Origin of the sequence: Streptomyces sp. NPDC093801, assembly GCF_040701585.1 — a bacterium.
In the GTDB taxonomy this organism is placed as follows: Bacteria; Actinomycetota; Actinomycetes; order Streptomycetales; family Streptomycetaceae; genus Streptomyces.
In genome coordinates this window covers 85,199-102,290 of the sequence record NZ_JBFBDP010000020.1, presented here as the reverse complement: position 1 = coordinate 102,290, position 17,092 = coordinate 85,199, and the positions used below count along the sequence as shown (strand labels likewise).

Annotated in this window: 16 protein-coding genes and 1 tRNA gene; 8 read left to right on the top strand and 9 right to left on the bottom strand. The window is 73.5% G+C overall.

Annotated features, from left to right (window positions below):
* Window positions 1–49 precede the first annotated feature (49 nt).
* Window positions 50–2,269, top strand: a complete 2,220-nt coding sequence (locus AB0469_RS23575; RefSeq protein ID WP_366453403.1) for an NADP-dependent isocitrate dehydrogenase — start codon at window positions 50–52, stop codon at window positions 2,267–2,269.
* A gap of 82 nt (window positions 2,270–2,351) precedes the next feature.
* Here AB0469_RS23575 and AB0469_RS23570 read toward each other — a convergent pair whose 3' ends face one another.
* Together AB0469_RS23570 and AB0469_RS23565 are read right to left on the bottom strand one after the other, a co-directional pair.
* Window positions 2,352–2,840, bottom strand: a complete 489-nt coding sequence (locus tag AB0469_RS23570; protein WP_366453402.1) for a hypothetical protein — start codon at window positions 2,838–2,840, stop codon at window positions 2,352–2,354.
* 123 nt (window positions 2,841–2,963) lie between these two features.
* Entirely contained in the window at window positions 2,964–4,298 is a 1,335-nt protein-coding gene (locus tag AB0469_RS23565; RefSeq protein WP_366453401.1) for a DUF2254 domain-containing protein, read from the bottom strand.
* Between the two features lie 244 nt (window positions 4,299–4,542).
* Here AB0469_RS23565 and AB0469_RS23560 point away from each other — a divergent pair, with 244 nt between their 5' ends.
* Together AB0469_RS23560 and AB0469_RS23555 are read left to right on the top strand one after the other, a co-directional pair.
* Complete coding sequence (locus tag AB0469_RS23560; protein WP_366453400.1) at window positions 4,543–6,153, top strand: endo-1,3-alpha-glucanase family glycosylhydrolase; 1,611 nt, start codon at window positions 4,543–4,545, stop codon at window positions 6,151–6,153.
* A gap of 225 nt (window positions 6,154–6,378) precedes the next feature.
* Window positions 6,379–7,521: an aminotransferase class V-fold PLP-dependent enzyme gene (locus AB0469_RS23555; protein WP_366453399.1), complete on the top strand. Its 1,143-nt coding sequence runs from the start codon at window positions 6,379–6,381 to the stop codon at window positions 7,519–7,521.
* A gap of 15 nt (window positions 7,522–7,536) precedes the next feature.
* On the opposite strand, the gene cobF is transcribed toward AB0469_RS23555, so the two are convergent.
* Complete coding sequence (gene cobF, locus AB0469_RS23550; RefSeq protein ID WP_366453398.1) at window positions 7,537–8,289, bottom strand: precorrin-6A synthase (deacetylating); 753 nt, start codon at window positions 8,287–8,289, stop codon at window positions 7,537–7,539.
* A gap of 18 nt (window positions 8,290–8,307) precedes the next feature.
* Here cobF and AB0469_RS23545 point away from each other — a divergent pair, with 18 nt between their 5' ends.
* The 4 genes from AB0469_RS23545 to AB0469_RS23530 all read left to right on the top strand — a co-directional run bounded on the left by AB0469_RS23545 (window position 8,308) and on the right by AB0469_RS23530 (window position 11,684).
* The gene (locus tag AB0469_RS23545; protein ID WP_366453397.1) at window positions 8,308–9,063 is read left to right on the top strand and encodes a (Fe-S)-binding protein; all 756 of its coding nucleotides are present in this window, start codon (window positions 8,308–8,310) and stop codon (window positions 9,061–9,063) included.
* Window positions 9,060–10,538, top strand: a complete 1,479-nt coding sequence (locus tag AB0469_RS23540) for a lactate utilization protein B (protein WP_366453396.1) — start codon at window positions 9,060–9,062, stop codon at window positions 10,536–10,538. Before AB0469_RS23545 ends, AB0469_RS23540 begins: the two co-directional genes overlap by 4 nt.
* Window positions 10,539–10,735: 197 nt before the next feature.
* Window positions 10,736–11,284 (top strand): LUD domain-containing protein, encoded by a 549-nt coding sequence (locus AB0469_RS23535; RefSeq protein ID WP_366453485.1) that lies wholly within the window; start codon window positions 10,736–10,738, stop codon window positions 11,282–11,284.
* A gap of 4 nt (window positions 11,285–11,288) precedes the next feature.
* Window positions 11,289–11,684: a VOC family protein gene (locus AB0469_RS23530; protein WP_366453395.1), complete on the top strand. Its 396-nt coding sequence runs from the start codon at window positions 11,289–11,291 to the stop codon at window positions 11,682–11,684.
* On the opposite strand, the gene AB0469_RS23525 is transcribed toward AB0469_RS23530, so the two are convergent.
* Window positions 11,664–12,146: a DUF309 domain-containing protein gene (locus AB0469_RS23525; protein ID WP_366453394.1), complete on the bottom strand. Its 483-nt coding sequence runs from the start codon at window positions 12,144–12,146 to the stop codon at window positions 11,664–11,666. The two genes, AB0469_RS23530 and AB0469_RS23525, sit on opposite strands and share 21 nt — an antisense overlap.
* Before the next feature lie 119 nt (window positions 12,147–12,265).
* Between AB0469_RS23525 and AB0469_RS23520 the strand changes: the two genes are divergently transcribed.
* Window positions 12,266–12,339: transfer RNA gene (locus AB0469_RS23520), tRNA-Pro, on the top strand.
* Here AB0469_RS23520 and AB0469_RS23515 read toward each other — a convergent pair.
* Genes AB0469_RS23515 through AB0469_RS23495 form a run of 5 tightly spaced genes read right to left on the bottom strand, consistent with a single transcriptional unit; the run spans window position 12,305 to window position 16,964 of the window.
* Entirely contained in the window at window positions 12,305–13,567 is a 1,263-nt protein-coding gene (locus tag AB0469_RS23515; RefSeq protein ID WP_366453393.1) for a hypothetical protein, read from the bottom strand. The two genes, AB0469_RS23520 and AB0469_RS23515, sit on opposite strands and share 35 nt — an antisense overlap.
* Window positions 13,564–14,472, bottom strand: coding sequence for a phytanoyl-CoA dioxygenase family protein (locus AB0469_RS23510; protein WP_366453392.1), 909 nt, complete (start codon window positions 14,470–14,472; stop codon window positions 13,564–13,566). The genes AB0469_RS23515 and AB0469_RS23510 overlap by 4 nt, the downstream gene beginning before the upstream one ends.
* Window positions 14,473–14,486: 14 nt before the next feature.
* Window positions 14,487–14,948: a lasso peptide biosynthesis B2 protein gene (locus AB0469_RS23505; protein ID WP_366453391.1), complete on the bottom strand. Its 462-nt coding sequence runs from the start codon at window positions 14,946–14,948 to the stop codon at window positions 14,487–14,489.
* A 1-nt stretch (window position 14,949) separates the two neighbouring features.
* Entirely contained in the window at window positions 14,950–15,201 is a 252-nt protein-coding gene (locus AB0469_RS23500) for a lasso peptide biosynthesis PqqD family chaperone (RefSeq protein ID WP_366453390.1), read from the bottom strand.
* Window positions 15,195–16,964, bottom strand: coding sequence for an asparagine synthase-related protein (locus AB0469_RS23495; protein ID WP_366453389.1), 1,770 nt, complete (start codon window positions 16,962–16,964; stop codon window positions 15,195–15,197). The genes AB0469_RS23500 and AB0469_RS23495 overlap by 7 nt, the downstream gene beginning before the upstream one ends.
* Between the last annotated feature and the right edge of the window lie 128 nt (window positions 16,965–17,092).

Below are 17,092 nucleotides of genomic sequence, written 5' to 3'. Positions count from 1 at the left end.
TCGAGCAATGTTGCAGACGAGAGACGCAGACTGTGGAGCGGAGCATCCGGTGACTGACTCGACCATCATCTACACGCACACTGACGAGGCCCCGGCCCTCGCGACGTATTCCTTCCTGCCTGTGGTCCAGGCCTACGCGTCGACGGCCGGTGTGAATGTCGAGACCCGTGACATCTCCCTGGCCGGTCGGATCATCGCCGTGTTCCCCGAGTACCTCGAGGAGGGGCAGCGCATCGCCGACGCCCTCGCCGAGCTCGGCGAGCTGGCGAAGACCCCCGAGGCCAACATCATCAAGCTGCCCAACATCTCGGCCTCGATCCCGCAGCTGAAGGCTGCGATCGCCGAGCTCCAGGGCCAGGGCTACGCCCTTCCGGACTACCCGGACGACCCGAAGACCGACGAGGACCGCGACGTCCGCGCCCGTTACGACAAGGTCAAGGGCAGCGCCGTCAACCCGGTCCTGCGCGAGGGCAACTCCGACCGCCGCGCCCCGGGCTCGGTGAAGAACTACGCCAAGGCCCACCCGCACCGCATGGGCGCCTGGACCCCCGAGTCGAAGACGAACGTCGCCACCATGGGCGCGAACGACTTCCGCTCCACCGAGAAGTCGGCCGTCATCGCCGAGGCCGGCACCCTGCGCATCGAGCACGTCGCCGCCGACGGCGCGACCACCGTCCTGCGCGAGTCCGTACCGGTCCTGGCCGGCGAGGTCGTGGACGCGTCCGTCATGCACGTCGACGCCCTGCGCACCTTCCTGAACGACCAGATCGAGCGGGCCAAGGCCGAGGGCGTCCTGTTCTCCGTGCACCTCAAGGCCACGATGATGAAGGTCTCCGACCCGATCATCTTCGGCCACGTGGTCCGCGCCTTCCTCCCGAAGACCTTCGCCCGCTACGGCGAGACCCTGGCCGCCGCCGGCCTGTCCCCCAACGACGGCCTCGGCACCATCCTGAACGGCCTGGGCGCCCTCGCCGACGGCGACGCGATCAAGGCCTCGATCGACGCCGAGATCGCCGAGGGCCCGGCCCTGGCGATGGTCGACTCCGACAAGGGCATCACCAACCTGCACGTGCCGTCCGACGTCATCGTCGACGCCTCGATGCCGGCCATGATCCGCACCTCCGGCCACATGTGGGGCCCGGACGGCGCCGAGGCCGACACCCTCGCCGTCCTCCCGGACAGCAGCTACGCCGGCGTCTACCAGGCCGTCGTCGAGGACTGCCGCGCCCACGGCGCGTTCGACCCGTCCACCATGGGCTCGGTGCCGAACGTCGGCCTCATGGCCCAGAAGGCCGAGGAGTACGGCAGCCACGACAAGACCTTCGAGATCGCCGCCGCGGGCACCGTCCGCGTCGTCGACGCCGCGGGCAACGTCGTCATCGAGCAGGAGGTCGCCGCCGGCGACATCTTCCGCGCCTGCCAGACCAAGGACCTGCCCATCCAGGACTGGGTCAAGCTCGCCGTCACCCGCGCCCGCGCCACCGGCTCCCCGGCCGTCTTCTGGCTCGACGAGAACCGCGCCCACGACGCGCAGCTCATCGCCAAGGTCAAGACGTACCTGGCCGACCACGACACCGACGGCCTGACCATCGAGATCCTCTCCCCGGTCGAGGCCACGAAGTTCTCCCTCGAGCGCATCCGCCGCGGCGAGGACACCATCTCGGTGACCGGCAACGTGCTGCGCGACTACCTGACCGACCTCTTCCCGATCCTGGAGCTGGGCACCAGCGCCAAGATGCTGTCGGTCGTCCCGCTGATGGCGGGCGGCGGCCTCTTCGAGACGGGCGCCGGCGGCTCCGCCCCGAAGCACGTCCAGCAGCTGGTCAAGGAGAACTACCTGCGCTGGGACTCGCTGGGCGAGTTCTTCGCGCTGGCCGCGTCCTTCGAGCACCTCTCCACCACCACGGGCAACGCCCGCGCCCAGGTGCTGGCCGACACCCTCGACCGCGCCACCGGCACCTTCCTCAACGAGGACAAGTCGCCGACCCGTCGCCTCGGCGGCATCGACAACCGCGGCAGCCACTTCTACCTCGCCCTGTACTGGGCGCAGGAGCTGGCCGGCCAGAGCGACGACGCCCAGCTGGCCGCGGCCTTCGAGCCGCTCGCCAAGACGCTGGCCGAGCAGGAGGAGGCCATCGTCTCCGAGCTCGTCGCCGTCCAGGGCTCCCCGGCCGAGATCGGCGGCTACTACCAGCCCGACCCGGCCAAGGCCGCCGCGGTCATGCGTCCGTCCGCGACGCTGAACCAGGCGCTCGCGCTCCTGGGCTGACGCCCCGGGCAGGAGCAGTGGTACGGGTCCGCCCCGGCCGGCACACCACGCCGGCCGGGGCGGACCCGCGTCCGGCAGCGGCTCAGAGGCGGTGGACGCGACCCTCGCCGACCGCCAGGGGGTGGCGCCCCGCCGCCAGGATGCGCAGGCCGGGCGCCACGGCGAGCAGCCGCCGCAGCCAGGCCAGGGCCTCGGGGGAGAGCCGGTCGCTGTCGTCCAGCACCAGCAGCAGGTCCCGTTCGGCGAGCCAGGAGGCGGCGTCCGCGGCCCCGCAGGGCAGGACCGGCACACCGGGCAGCCGGCCCAGCGCGGCCACGAGGTCGCGCACGCCGCCGTCCCCGCAGGGGCGGACCACGACCGCGCCGTCGCAGAAGTTGGAGGAGATCCGCCGCGCGATGTCCCGCACGAGCAGGCTCCGCGGTGCGCGGAAGCGGCCCGTGACGGTCAGCACCCGGCCCCGCCGGACGGCGGTGAGCAGGACCGACAGCTCCGTGGAGGTGGCCGGAAGCGACCCGGCCGCCCCGTCCGATCGTGCAGGTCTGGTGTCGCCCATCATCACGATGCCCCCCATTGCATGCGTGACCGGTGCGGCAGCCGGGACGGTTCGGGCCGCGTGACGACGATTATGCGCCCCTTCCCCGGCATGCCTAGGGGAATGTCGTATTCCGTACCGTCGCATGCCCGCCGACGGGGTTCAGCCGATGCCCTGCCGGTCCGGGTGGAGGGCGAACGCCGCGCGCTGCGGGGTCGCCGCCGTGGTGTGCACGGCCTCCTCCAGGAGGTCCCGGTGGCGCCGTACCGGCTCGCGCCGGTCGGGCGGGGCGAGCCGCTCCAGGTCGTCCAGACAGGCCGCGACGCGCCGGGTGATCTGCACCGAGCCGATCCCGTAGTCCCGCGCCTCGGTGAGGGCCAGGTCCAGCAGATCCGGCCAGCTCGGCAGGGTCTCCACCAGCCGCACCGTCCCGTCCCCGTCCCGGTGGAACGCCCGCCCCAGGGGCTGCACGGCGAAGGCGGTCAGCAGCACCTGGATCCGGTCCAGGGCCTGTACGGCGGTCGTCGGGTCGTTGACCGAGGGGGACAGGGCGCGCGAGGCGATGTCGGCCAGCTGGCGGATCCCGAAGGCCAGGTCCTGCTCGGTGGTCCGCTCCACGCCCAGCTCCAGGGCCGCCTGGAGGTCCGCGTCCGACGGCGCCGGCCCGCCCGCGACCCGGAACAGCACGGTGCCCGGCACCAGGTAGTCCCCGATCCGGGGGACCAGGTGCAGGACGAGCCCCTCGCGCCGGGCGAGCGCCACCAGCCGCGGCACGTCCACGGCCTGGAGCACCCCGGGCCGCCGGACGTGCGCCACCGTCGCGCCGCCCGGGTCGGCGGCCCGCTCCGCGGCGCCCCCGTCCACGGCGCGCCCCGGCCCGGCGCTGTCGCGGATCAGCCGCAGGCTCTCCCGGCACACCCGGTCCATCACGTACGGGACCCTCATCAGCCGGATGGTGGAGTGCACGTAGACGACGAACAGACCCAGGCTGAGCACCAGGAAGCCCATGGCGAGCGAAGCACCCAGGTAGGGCACGACCGCGTCCCCGCCGTCGGACGCCCCGTACTCCTTCTGCACGCGCAGGGTGTACAGGAAGGTGCACAGGAACGTCCCCAGCGTCAGCTTCGTGACCCTGCTCTCCACGTAGAGGCGCAGCACCCGCGGCGAGAACTGGCCCGCCGCCATCTGGAGCGCGACCAGGGTGATCGGGAAGACCACGCCGATGAACGTCAGCATCGCCGAGCTGACCGCGGCGACCGCCGTCTTCGCCGCCGACCCGAAGTCCGCGGCGGTGCGCAGGAACCACAGGCCGGAGAGGTCCGCTTCGGCCCAGCGGGCGTCGAGGTCGTGGATGAAGGCGTCGGCCTGGACCACGAGCGTGGCCAGCACCCAGCCGATCAGCAGACCCGCGAACGGAACGAGGAGGAAGGAGTTGCGCATGCGCTTGCGCAGCCTCGGGAACACCCCTCGGCGGCGCCGCACCACGGTCATGGGCATGGACGCCAAATTAGCCCCGGCGCAGCGGTCTTCGTCGTTCCTGAGGTCCGCGTGACGTACGTGCCGCAGCCGTGCCGGGGCGAACGGTTGTCCGTGCTGCGGACATCGGCTCTACTGCTCTCAGCCCCCCGGCGGGGCGATTCCAGGGAGGGGCTCGACGATGACGGCGGACCGGCGGACCAACAGGCGTGCACGCAGGCCCTCTTCGCACCGGCGCCGTCCGCTCCTGCGGGGGAGCGGGACGTTGGCCGCCCTGCTGCTCTCGGTCTTCCTCCTGGTCGGCGTCTGCGCCGCCGCCGGCATCGCCGGGGACCCCTTCTCGACCGGCGCCGCCGCCCCGGCCGCACCCCGGTCCGGCGCATCCGGCTCCGCCGGGCCGTCCGCCGTCCCCTCCGCCCCGCCGTCCGGCGGCCGGGGCGCGGACCCGGGCACCGCGGGGTCCGCGCCTCCCGCCACCCGGGGCCAGGTCGACACCGGCGGCCCCCGGCCCGCCGGCGCCCTCCCCTTCGACCTGCCCGGCCCGGCCGCGCTGCGCTCCGGCGACGCGGGCCGCAAGCTGGTGTTCGCCCACTACTTCACCCCGTACCCGCTCTCCCTGGACAACGCGAGCGCCGACGCCGACTACTACACCCGCAACTACCTCGACCCCGGCGGCGAGAGCGGCAAGCACCGGCGCTACGGCGGCCTGCTGCGCGACCGTCCCCTCCCCGTCCCGCCGAAGGACGGCGACTGGGAGTACGCCAACCTCCGGCAGGAGGTGCGCACCGCGCGCGACGCGGGCATCGACGGCTTCACGCTCGACCTGCTCTCCCTCTCCGGCAAGAACCGGGAGCGGGCCGAGATGCTGCTGCGGGCGGCCCACGCGGTGGACCCCGCCTTCAAGATCATGCTGATGCCGGACATGACCGCCCTGGACACCGACGACCCCGCGGTGCTCGCCGACGCCGTGGCCGCCCTCGCCGCGTCCCCCGCCGCCCACCGGCTCGGCGACGGCCGCCTCGTCCTGTCGCCGTTCAAGGCCGAGCAGAAGGACCCCGGCTGGTGGAGCAGGGTCCTCGACACCCTCAAGGCCCGGCACGGCATCCGCACCGCCTTCGTCCCCCTCTTCCTCGACTTCGACGCCCACAGCGCGGCCTTCGCGCCCCTCAGTTACGGGTTCTCCGAGTGGGGCAGCCGCAGCTACGCCGGCCAGGAGGGCGCCACCGCCGACGTCCGGCGCGCCCACGGCCTCGGCAAGATCTGGATGCAGCCCGTGTCCGTCCAGGACGCCCGCCCCAACCAGGGGGTCTACGACGAGGCCGGCAACACCGCGACCCTGCGGTCCACCTGGACCCACGCCATCGACGACGGCGCCGACTGGGTCCAGCTCACCACCTGGAACGACTACTCCGAGGGCAGCCAGTTCGCCCCGTCCCTGCACAACGGCTACGCGTACCTGGACCTCGCCTCGTACTACCTGACCCGCTTCAAGACCGGCGGCTGGCCGCCCGTCGTGCGCGACACGCTGTACCTCACCGCCCGCACCCAGTTCGCCGACGCCGACCCCGGCGGCGGCCAGTCCCTGGTGATGTCCCTGCGCAAGGGCAGCGCGGCCGCACGGGACGCGGTGGAGGTGCTCAGCTTCCTGACCCGGCCCGGGACCGTCCGTACGGCGGTCGGCCGGACCGCGGGGGAGTACGGGGCCCCGGCCGGACTCCACTCCGAGCTGCTCCCCCTGGGGCCCGGCATCAGCTCCGCCCGGCTGGTGCGCGACGGCAGGTCCACGGCGGAGGTGGAACTGCCGTACCCGGTGGACCGGAAGGTACCCGTCCAGGACCTCCAGTACTACGCGGCCACCAGCGGCCGGGCGGGGTAGCGGAGCCGGGACGGCACCCGCCCGACGCAACGCCCCGGCCGCCCCCGCCCCCGTGGCGCACCCGGGTGGCGCCGTCGGGCACAGGGGTGAAATCGGGCGCGGCGGGGGCCCTGCCAGGCCAATCCCGCCCAAGCGGCCCTTTCCCTGCGCCCCGGCGCGCCGCATGCTGCCCGAGCGGGCCCACGAGGCCAGGCGCGCCCGCCCGTCCCCGACCCGGAGGCATCCGTGACCGAACCGACCGCCCCGTCCGCCTTCCCCGGCGGCCCCGCCCTCTTCCGGCTGGACCCCGCCGTCGCGCACCTCAACCACGGCTCGTACGGGGCGGTCCCGCTGCCCGTCCAGGAGGCCCAGGAAGCCCTGCGCGCCCAGGCCCACGCCGACCCCGACGCCTTCTTCAACGGGGTCTCGGACCGGCTCGCCGCCGCCCGCGGCCGGATCGCGGCCCGCCTGGGCGCCGACCCGGACGGCCTCGCCTTCATCTCCAACGCCACCGAGGGCGCCAACCTCGCCCTCGACGCCATTCCCCTCGGCGAGGGCGACGAGATCCTCGTCACCGACCACGGCTACGGCACCGTCGTCGACGCCGCCGCCCGCCGGGCGAAGGTCACCACCGTGGCCCTGGACCCCCGCCTTCCCGACGAGGACGCCGTCCGGGAGGCCGTGCTCGCCGGGGTCACCCCGCGCACCAGGGTGGCCGTGCTCGACCACGTCAGCTCGCCCACCGCCCGCCTCATCGCGGGCCCCCGGCTCCTGGCCGACCTCGCCGCCCGCGGGATCACCACCGTCGTCGACGGCGCCCACACCCCCGGCATGCTGGCCGAACCGATCGCCGCCGGCGCCGACTTCTGGTTCGGGAACCTGCACAAATGGGGGTACGCCCCCTCCGGCAGCGCCCTCCTCGCCGTGGCCCCCGCCCACCGCGCCCGGGTCCGCGCCCTCAGCCCGTCCTGGGAGGACCACCGCGGCTTCCCGCTCTCCGTCGAGTACCGCGCCACCTTCGACTACACCGGCTGGCTGGCCGCCCCCGAAGGCCTCGACCTCCTGGAGCGGCTCGGCGCCGACCGGGTCCGGGCCCACAACAGCGCCCTGGCCGGCTACGGGGCCGAACTCCTCGCCCGGATCCCCGGACTCACCCCGCTGCCGCACACCCCGGGCCTGGCCCTGCGCTCCCTGCTGCTGCCGCCGGGCGTCGCGGAGACCCGCGAGGCCGCCACGGCCCTGCGCGAGGAACTCGCCGCGAAGCTCCGCATCCGGGTCCTGGTCTGGCCCTGGGCGGGCGGCGGCGGCCTGCGGGTCTGCGGGCAGGTCTACAACCGGCCCGAGGAGTACGAACGCCTCGCCGCGGCCCTCCCCGCCTTCCTGCCCTGACCCGCCCCGGCCGCCTCAGGCCCGCCGCAGCAGATAGGTGTCCATGATCCAGCCCTTGCGGGCCCGGGCCTCGGTCCGCAGCTCCTCGATGCGGCCGGACACCTCCGACAGCTTCCCCGACACCAGGATCTCGTCCGGGGTGCCCACGTACGCGCCCCAGTAGATGAACAGGTCCTGGTCGAGGTGGGCCGTGAACGCGTGCCGCGCGTCCAGCATCACCACCACGTCGTCCACGTCCTGCGGCCAGCCCTCCGCCAGCCGCCGGCCGGTGGTGATCTGGACCGGGCGCCCCACCCGGTTCAGGTTCGTGCGGTGCCGCGCAAGCAGCGCCGACACGCTGCTGATGCCCGGCACCACCTCGTGCTCGAAGGCCACCCGGCCGCGCTCCAGCACCTCGTCGAGGATCGCGAGCGTGGAGTCGTACAGGGAGGGGTCGCCCCACACGAGGAAGGCCCCGGTCTCCCCCTCCGCCAGGTCCTCGGCGATGAACCGCTCGAAGATCTCGGCCCGGGCGCTGCGCCAGCCGTCCACCGTCGGGGCGTAGTCGGCCGGGGTCCGGTCGCGGTCCGGGTCGCGCCCCTCCACCAGGCGGTGCCCGGGCCGGGCGTGCGCCTCCAGCATGGTGCGCCGCAGCCCCGTCAGGTCCGCCTTCTCCTCCCCCTTCTCCAGGATGAGGAATGCGTCCGCCGCGCCGATCGCCTTGACCGCCTGGAGGGTCAGGTGGTCCGGATCGCCCGCGCCTATACCGATCACTGAGAACTTCTTCACCGGGCTATTGTGCCCACCATGCGTGTCGCCCTGTTCGTCACCTGCGTCAACGACGCCCTCCACCCCCGCACGGGCATCGCCGTCGTCCGCCTCCTGGAGCGGCTCGGGGTCGACGTGGACTTCCCGGCCGCGCAGAGCTGCTGCGGCCAGCCCCACTACAACACCGGCTACCGCCGCGAGGCCGAACCGCTGCTGCGCCGCACCGCCGAGGCCTTCGCCGGCTACGACCACGTGGTCACCCCCTCCGGCTCCTGCGCCGCGATGGTCCGCGCACACTACCCGCGCATCGCCCGCCAGGCCGCCCTGGAGGGCAGGGGGAGCGGACTCGAACGGCTCGCCGAGGACCTCGTCCCGCGCGTGTACGAACTCACCGAGTTCCTCGTGGACGTGCTCGGCGTGACCGATGTGGGCGCCTTCTTCCCGCACACCGTCACCTATCACCCCTCCTGTCACGGCCTGCGCACCCTCGGGCTGGGCGAGCGCCCCCGGCGGCTGCTGGCCGCCGTCAAGGGCCTGGACCTCGTCGAGCTGCCCGGCGCAGAGGAGTGCTGCGGCTTCGGCGGCACCTTCGCCGTCAAGAACCCCGACGTCTCCGCCGCCATGGGCGCAGACAAGGCCGCCGCCGCCCGCGCGACGGGCGCCGGGGTGCTGTGCGGGGCCGACAACTCCTGCCTCGCCCACCTCGACGGCATCCTCCGCCGTGCCAGCTCCCCGCTGCGCACCCTGCACCTCGCCGAGATCCTGGCGTCGACCGAGGAGGACCCGCTGCGATGACGCCCACACCCCTGGGCATGCCCGCCTTCCCGCCCTTCCCGGAGGCGGCGAAGGAGGCCGTACGGGACGGGGTGCTGCGGGCCAACCTCCGCCGCGCCACCCACACCATCCGCGACAAGCGGGCCCGCGCGGTCACCGAACTCGCCGACTGGGACCGGCTGCGCGAGGCGGGCCGGGCCGTCAAGGACCATACCCTGCGCCACCTCGACCACTACCTGCTCCAGCTGGAGGCCTCCGTCACCGCGGCCGGCGGCACCGTGCACTGGGCGGCCGACGCCGACGAGGCCAACCGCATCGTCACCGGCCTCGTCCGGGCCATCGGCGCACGCGAGGTCGTCAAGGTCAAGTCGATGGCCACCCAGGAGATCGGCCTCAACGAGGCCCTGGAGGCCGCCGGGATCGCCGCCTACGAGACGGACCTCGCCGAGCTCATCGTCCAGCTGGGCCACGACCGGCCCTCGCACATCCTCGTCCCCGCCATCCACCGGGGCCGCGACGAGATCCGCGACGTCTTCCGCTCCGAGATGGGCGCCTGGGGCCGCCCGGCCCCCGACGACCTCGGCGACGACCCGCGCGAACTCGCCGAAGCGGCCCGCCTGCACCTGCGGGAGAAGTTCCTGCGCGCGAAGGTCGCCGTCTCCGGCGCCAACTTCATGGTCGCCGAGACCGGCACCATGGTCGTCCTCGAATCCGAGGGCAACGGCCGGATGTGCCTGACCCTGCCGCAGACCCTGATCTCGGTCGTCGGCATCGAGAAGGTCGTCCCCACCTTCCGCGACCTGGAGATCTTCCTCCAGACCCTGCCGCGCTCCTCGACGGCCGAGCGGATGAACCCGTACACCAGCATGTGGACGGGCACCCTGGGCGGCGACGGCCCGTCCGCCTTCCACCTCGTCCTGCTCGACAACGGCCGCACCGACACCCTCGCCGACGAGACCGGGCGCCAGGCCCTGCGCTGCATCCGATGTTCCGCCTGCCTGAACGTCTGCCCCGTCTACGAACGCGCCGGCGGCCACGCCTACGGCTCCGTCTACCCCGGCCCCATCGGTGCCGTCCTCAGCCCCCAACTGCGCGGCACCGGCAGCGCCATCGACGCCACCCTGCCCTACGCCTCCACCCTGTGCGGGGCCTGCTACGAGGTCTGCCCCGTCGCCATCGACATCCCCGAGGTACTGGTCCACCTGCGCGAACGCGTGGCCCAGGGCGGTCCCGTGACCCGCGAGGGGGTCCGGGTACGGCTGCGGCCCGCGCACGGCCACACCGCCGAGCGGGCCGCCCTGCGCGCCGCCCGGCTCCTCCTGGACCACCCCGGCGCGCTGCGCGCGGGCGAACGCCTCCTGGCCCGCGCCCGCCGCCTGCGCCCCCGCCGGCTCCCGGGCCCGGGCCGCGCCTGGACGGACACCCGCGAACTTCCCGACATCCCCGCGGAACCCTTCCGCGACTGGTGGCTCCGAGAACGGGGGACCCGACCGTGACCACGAGGGACCGCATCCTGTCCCGCATCCGCAGAGCCACGCCCACCCCGGGCCCCTCCTCCGGCGCCGCCCCGGGCCTCTCCTCCGGCGCCGCCCCGGGTCCCTCCTCCGGCACCGCCCCGGGTCCCTCCTCCGGCGCCGCCCCGGGTCCCTCCTCCGCGCCCGCCCCGGGCACGGACCGCGTCCCCCGGGACTACCTGCGCGTCCACGGCACCCGCACCCCCGCCGAGACCGCGGACCTGCTCGCCGCCAACCTGGCCGAGTACCGGGCACGGGTCCACCGCACCGACGAAGCCGGCCTCCCCCCGCTCCTGGCGCGGCTGCTCTCCGCCTCCCGGACGGTCCTGGTACCCCCGGCCCTGCCGCCGCACTGGCTCTCGGCGGCCGGCGCGACCCGGATCCCCGACCGGGCCGCCTCCACCCCCCACGACCTGGACGGGGTCGACAGCGTCGTCACGGGCTGCGCCCTGGCCATCGCCGAGACCGGCACGCTCGTCCTCGACGGCGGCCCCGACCAGGGCAGGCGCCGCATCAGCCTGATCCCGGACCACCACGTCTGCGTGGTGCGCGTCCCCGCCCAGGTCGTCGACTCCGTCCCGCAGGCCCTCGAACGCCTCGACCCCACCCGCCCCCTCACCTGGATCTCCGGCCCCTCGGCCACCAGCGACATCGAACTCGACCGGGTCGAGGGCGTCCACGGCCCCCGCACCCTCGACGTGGTGCTCCTCGGCGCGCCCCCACAATGAGGGCATGCCATCCCACATCGCCCTCACCGCCCTCGTGGTCCGCGACTACGACGAGGCCATCGACTTCTACACCCGCGCCCTCGGCTTCGAACTCACCGAGGACACCCCCCGCCCCGACGGCTCCCGCTGGGTCGTCGTCCGCCCGCCGGGCGCCAAGGAGGCCGCCCTCCTGCTGGCCCGCGCCAAGGACGACGCCCAGCGCTCCCGCATCGGCGACCAGACCGGCGGCCGGGTCGGCTTCTTCCTCTACACCGCCGACTTCGCCGCAGACCACGCCCGCATGACCGCGGAGGGCGTCCGCTTCCTGGAGGAGCCGCGCCACGAACCGTACGGCTCCGTCGCCGTCTTCGAGGACCTCTACGGAAACCGCTGGGACCTGCTACAGCCCGCCTCCGCCTAGCTCCGGCGCCTCCCGCGCCGCGTCCACCGCGGCCCCGGCCTCGACCCGGTGGGCCAGCTCCCCGGCCCACCGGACCAGCCCCGGCAGGTCCATCCCGTACGCCCGCTCCACCCCGCCGAGCGCAGCGGCCCCGCGCCGCAGCAACCGCGCCCCGCCGACGGAGTTCCCCCGCGCGGCATGCGTCAGCCCCACGGCGAGCTGCGCCATCGCCCGCCACAGGACGGCGTCCTCCGGGGGCCCGGACTTCCAGGCGTCCTCGAACACCTCGTGCGCGTGGAAGGGCATCCCGGCATCCAGCAGCCGCTGTGCCTCCGCCACCGTCCGACCGGGCGACCGCACCACCCCCTCGGGCTGCCGCTCCACCCCGTCGGCCCCGTACGGCAACGGCCGCCCCAACCCGTCCCGGGGCCGCGCACTCCGCGCCCGCCCCGCACCGTCCCGATCCCGCTCCCGCCCGTCCACGGACCCATCCTCCCCCGCCCCGGTCACCCGTGCACACGCACCCCTCGACGTGCGGTAATGTTCTGCATGTGCCCGGCGCGCGGGGGAAACCCCAGGTCGCAGGGACGCAAGCAGTACAACGGGACGTGGCGCAGCTTGGTAGCGCACTTGACTGGGGGTCAAGGGGTCGCAGGTTCAAATCCTGTCGTCCCGACTTTGCTTTTCAGCAGGTCGGAGGCCGTTCTCTCAAGCGTGAGAGAACGGCCTTTCTCCGCTGTTACGGGCTCCTGTGAGGGCGCGGCCGATGGTGGCCCGGCCCGGGCCAGGGGCGTGCAGCCGGCCCGCGCCGGGATCCGTGCCGTCCGTGCCGCCTCCACCGCCGCGGCCGAGGTGTAGAGGGTGAGTGCCCGCCCGCCGTGGACCAGCTTGGCCGCCGCCCAGTGGAACGGGTTCGCCCGCCCTTCCACGGCATCGGCGTGGTCGCTCACCAGCCGTCCGACCCGCGCAAGGAGCGCCGGGTCGAGACTCCGGCGCAGTCTGTCGTGCGCCTCCTGCTGCTGTGGGGCGTACAGGTTGAACGGCAGGTACAGCGTGGCGTCGTCCGGCCGCGCCCCGTCGCGCGAGGTCATGCTCCAGCACAGGGTCGGGCGTACCCCGGGCGTGTCGAGCGGCTTCGACCCCTGCGGAGCGGTGTCCGTCAGCAGACCCGTTGCGGCGGCCGCCGCTGCGCGGCCCAACGGGGCCAGACGTGCTTCGAGTTCGGCGGGGGAGCGCTCTGCGACCGTCGTGTAGAACTTGATCCGTGCGTGCGGGGACCCGTCCACGTCGAGCGCGAAGAAGGCCGGCATCAGGTGGGCCATGCCCCGGGGGTCGTGGCGCTGCAGCCACGTCCACGCGCCGCCGCTGCCGAGCCGGTCGAGCGCCGTCCCGACGGTCTCCCGGCTGCGCTCGGTGCCCGCCGCCAGCGTGTCGAAGTACACCTTGGGGCGCGCGATTCCCGAGGCGCGGACCGAAGCGGCCAGGCACATCCCGAACGCCGCCCGTTCGCTGTGCGGCCGGAACAGGTCGGCCACCTCCCGGGCCCGTTCCAGGCGTGCGAGGCCCAGGCGTTCCAGCTCGGCCAGTGTCCGCCGGCCGCGCTCCCAGCTCCCGGTCGCGGAGGCGGGACCCCGCTCGGGGAGCGGCCGGAAGAAGAGCCGGACGTCGACACGGTCCCCGTCGAGCACGAGGGAGTACTCGAACGGGGCGGTCGCCACGGCGTCCTGCGGGGTCCCGCCGCCGTCGTCGGTGTCCCGCGAGACCCGGTGCCCCCACCCGTCGAAGAGGGTCCGGACGGATTCCTCGGCCGCCGCCTCGAAGCGTTCCCCCAGGCCGAGTACCTCTCCCAGGTAGCGCAGCCCGTCGACGGCCACCCTCGCGTACCCCGGCCGCTCCGTCGTCACGAGACGACCGGTTCGGGGGTCGGCGGCAGGTAGGGCTTGGAGTCGATCCCGGGGTACATCCGCTCCAGGTGACCGATCGTCTCATCGGTCCAGTAGTCGTCCCCGGGGGGCGGGAAGCCCAGGAGGTGGCGCTGGCGCGGGTCCAGTTCGACCACGAGCTCGTGCAGAGTGTTCCAGTTCGGGTGGGCCGGCCGCATCGACCACAGGTGCTTGTCCGTCCAACGGGCCTGTGCGCCGTGCATGTTGAAGAAGAGCGCGAGGCGTCGTCCGAGCAGTTCGTTGTAGGCCGACCCGCGGTGGACGATGTCGCCGACGAAGAGCAGGAGCGAGCCGGCCCCGGCCTCCACGGGCCGCTCCTGCTCGTACAGTCCGGGATACTCCGCCTTGTCGTACGAGCCCTTGCCCGCGTCGGTCAACAGGGGCAGCCCGAGGTGTGCGGCGCGGTCGACGACATAGGTGGGCGCGGTGTCCACGGTTACGTCGGTCAGGTAGAGGATGCCGTACACGCGCTGGTAGGCGCCGTCCGCACGCGGGTGCACCAGGCTGCTGGCCGCCCAGGCGTCGTTGTGCAGGGTCTGGTCCCGGCTCTCCCCGTACGCCGTGCCGTACTTGGCCTGGATGAAGGAGCTCGTCAGCCGCAGATCGGTGGTGCCGAGCAGTTCCTCGACGACGTCGATGACCCGGGTGTCCAGCGCGTGCCGGTTCAGGTCGTTGCTGGTGAAGGGGAACGGAACCGCGTGCTTGAGATCGTTGACCTCCTCGGGCGTGCTCCCGCTCGCCTCCGGGTCGGGGAAGTAGGTGTCGATCGCGGCCTGCGCCCGCGCGAGGGCCTCGCCCGTCACGAAGCCGGGTACCAGGGCGTACCCCCGGCCGGCCAGTTGTTCCACTATCCGTCGGGTGTCCATGGTGTCCGTCCGTCTCAGCTCTCGGAGAGGTGGTCGTTCGGCCCGCCGCTTCGCTGCGTGCGGGGGGTGCGGGAAACGACGATGTTCTTGTGGAAGGCGTCCAGTCGCATGGATTCGCCGACCGCTCGGCCCTCGGCCTCGATCCAGGCGTGCGCGGCGAAGGGCATCAGGCTCACGCCGGAGATCCAGTCGGGCCAGCTGCCGCGCAGACGGGCCAGCAGGGCCGCCGCGACCGACCGCTCCAGGCAGTACGGCCCGGCGGCGCGGCGGCTGACGGAAACGACGTCGCTGCGCGCGCCCAGTGCCTCGGCGCGGGTGGCGGGGCGGGCGCCGCCGCTGAGCAGGCGCAGCACCCGCTCCAGTGCGTGCGGGCTCAGCCGGGTCAGCAGGCGGCTCGCCGCGACGGCCAGCATCGGCAGGGGCCGACGGTGCAGGGGTAACCGGGCGCGGGGCTCCAGGGTCATGGGCAGTGACACGTCAGATCAACACCTTCGCGCGCCGCATGGTGTCGATCAGCTCCGCGACGTCGCCGGGTATCCGGTCGGCCGCCTCCGGGTGGCGTGCGCACAGCTCGCTCACGACCTCGTCCCGGGTGCGTCCGGCGGCGAGCATCTCGAACACCGATGCCCCTGTCGGATTGATACGGAAGTACGTGCCTGACTTCTTGTCCAGGAGGACGGCCGCGTCCTCGGTCTTGGTGAGGACGACGTAAGGGGAGATCTTCAGCATGGTGAGGCCAGTCGTCGGTTCGTGAGTGGGCGTTCGGACGCCGGTGCCGGGGCCCCGGCGAGAGCCTGCATCCAGGCTTCGGCGGCGATGGTCAGTTCCAGCGCGTTGGTCTCGTACTCGGGGCGCATCGTGTCCCGCAGGGCGGCGCGCAGCCGGTCGATGTCCACCAGGCCGTGCTCGGCGAGCAGTGAGTCCTCGAACAGGCCGAGGAGCGAGCGGCGGTTGCGGGCCAGGCCGCGGTGCACCGACATGCTGAACTCGCCTTTGGTGGAGCGGGAGAGCGCACCCGCCCGGGAGCCCGGCGTCGGGTCGACCCGCATGGCGGCCTTCAGGACCGGCTTGAACCCGGTGCCGGGAAGGGCCTCGGCGCGGGAGACCGACAGCGCGGCCTCCAGTACCGCGTCGTCCATGTACGGCAGCGACAGGGTGATGCCCTGGTGCTCCATCAGGGCGCGCAGTGGGCAGAGCCGTTGTCCGCCGATGCGGTGTCCCGCGATGCTGGTGTGTACCGAGCGGGTGTCGGCCTGCGGGGTCCGGCCGGCATCGTCGGCGGTGGCGACCGCTCGCACGGCCTCGACGTTGGCGGGTGTCGACCACGGGGTCACGCGGACCTGCGGGCCCCAGCTCAGGCCGGGGCCGAGGACGTCCGGCCGGGGCAGGTGCAGACTGCGCAGCTGCTCCTGGAGCCAGCCCTGGTACGTCTGCTGCCGGGCGAGCCCGCGCAGGACGGAGGGCATGCTCCAGCGCCTCAGCCGGGCGAGGTCGCGGATGCCGCGGACCGCCCGCAGGGGTGCGTGCGCGTAGAGGTCGCCGAAGTACGACGGTGCGATGGTGAACAGCTCGTCCCCACCGAATCCGCCGATGTGCACGTCGGAGCCGGTGGCGGCGAAGATCTTGGACATCGCGGTCTTCCGCGCCCGGTTCCGGATGAGGGTGTACGGCTCGCCCAGTCCGTACGGGACGTCCTGGACGAGCCCGCGGCCAGGTTCCCAGATGCCGTCGTACGGGCCCGGGACGTCCTCGGGGCCGAGGACCGTCAGGGGCCGGTCGATCTCCTGGGCGGCGATCGCCGCCCAGTGGGCGTCGTCGTGGTTGGGGTCTACGGTCTTCTCGACGAAGGATTGGAAGCGGGCGCCCTGGCCGGCCAGGAGGAGGCACAGGGAGGTCGAGTCCATACCGCCCGACAGGTCCGCCGAGAGGCCGCCGGCCGTGGCGAGCCGGACGGCCACCGCCTCCTCCAGCGCGGCCCGTACCTTCGGCGCGCCGTCGGCGACCGACATCGTCGGCGCCGGGGGGCGCCACCACGTGGTGGATTCCACCCGGTCGGCGGTCATGCGCAGCCGCTGGTCGGCGGGGAGCCGGTGGACTCCGTGCCAGTAGGTGCCGCGGGTCAGCCCGTAGTCGAATCCGGGGTGCAGCATGCCCCAGGCGACCATCTCGATGCGCGGGGTGCCGCCGCTGAGCCGAGCCAGTGGTTCCACCGAGTCGGATGCGGCGTACGAGCCGTCCTGGAGGCGGGCGTAGAACACCTGGCGCAAGCCCGACGCGCTCCCCTGGACGTGGGTGGAGCGGCCGTCGGTGTAGAGGATGTGGAAGCTGCCGGTGATCCCGTGCGCGGCGGCCATCAGCCCGGCGGCTCCATCGTGCTGTGCCAGGAGGCGCGCCAGACGCCCCGCGTCGATGCTCGTCTCGCCGAACAGCGCGAGGCGTCTGGCGCCGGCTTCCGCGGCGATCAGGCGGGAATGGGAACTGTCTGCGACCACCCAGGTCCGGCCTGAGGCATACGTCAGCACTTCGGTGTTCTCAGTAGGCCCGGGGTGGACCGGAAATGTGTCATCGACGTTCTCCGGGAAAGCGATGAACCATGACGCACTCAAGGAATCCCCCTAGC

What these genes read in the sequence shown, in the direction of transcription:
- AB0469_RS23510 (WP_366453392.1), bottom strand. Translation starts at nt 14,472, where the DNA reads ATGGACACCCGACGGATAGTGGAACAACTGGCCGGCCGGGGGTACGCC.
- AB0469_RS23565 (WP_366453401.1), bottom strand. Translation starts at nt 4,298, where the DNA reads ATGCCCATGACCGTGGTGCGGCGCCGCCGAGGGGTGTTCCCGAGGCTG.
- AB0469_RS23540 (WP_366453396.1), top strand. Translation starts at nt 9,060, where the DNA reads ATGACGCCCACACCCCTGGGCATGCCCGCCTTCCCGCCCTTCCCGGAG.
- AB0469_RS23500 (WP_366453390.1), bottom strand. Translation starts at nt 15,201, where the DNA reads ATGCTGAAGATCTCCCCTTACGTCGTCCTCACCAAGACCGAGGACGCG.
- AB0469_RS23570 (WP_366453402.1), bottom strand. Translation starts at nt 2,840, where the DNA reads ATGGGGGGCATCGTGATGATGGGCGACACCAGACCTGCACGATCGGAC.
- AB0469_RS23545 (WP_366453397.1), top strand. Translation starts at nt 8,308, where the DNA reads ATGCGTGTCGCCCTGTTCGTCACCTGCGTCAACGACGCCCTCCACCCC.
- AB0469_RS23530 (WP_366453395.1), top strand. Translation starts at nt 11,289, where the DNA reads ATGCCATCCCACATCGCCCTCACCGCCCTCGTGGTCCGCGACTACGAC.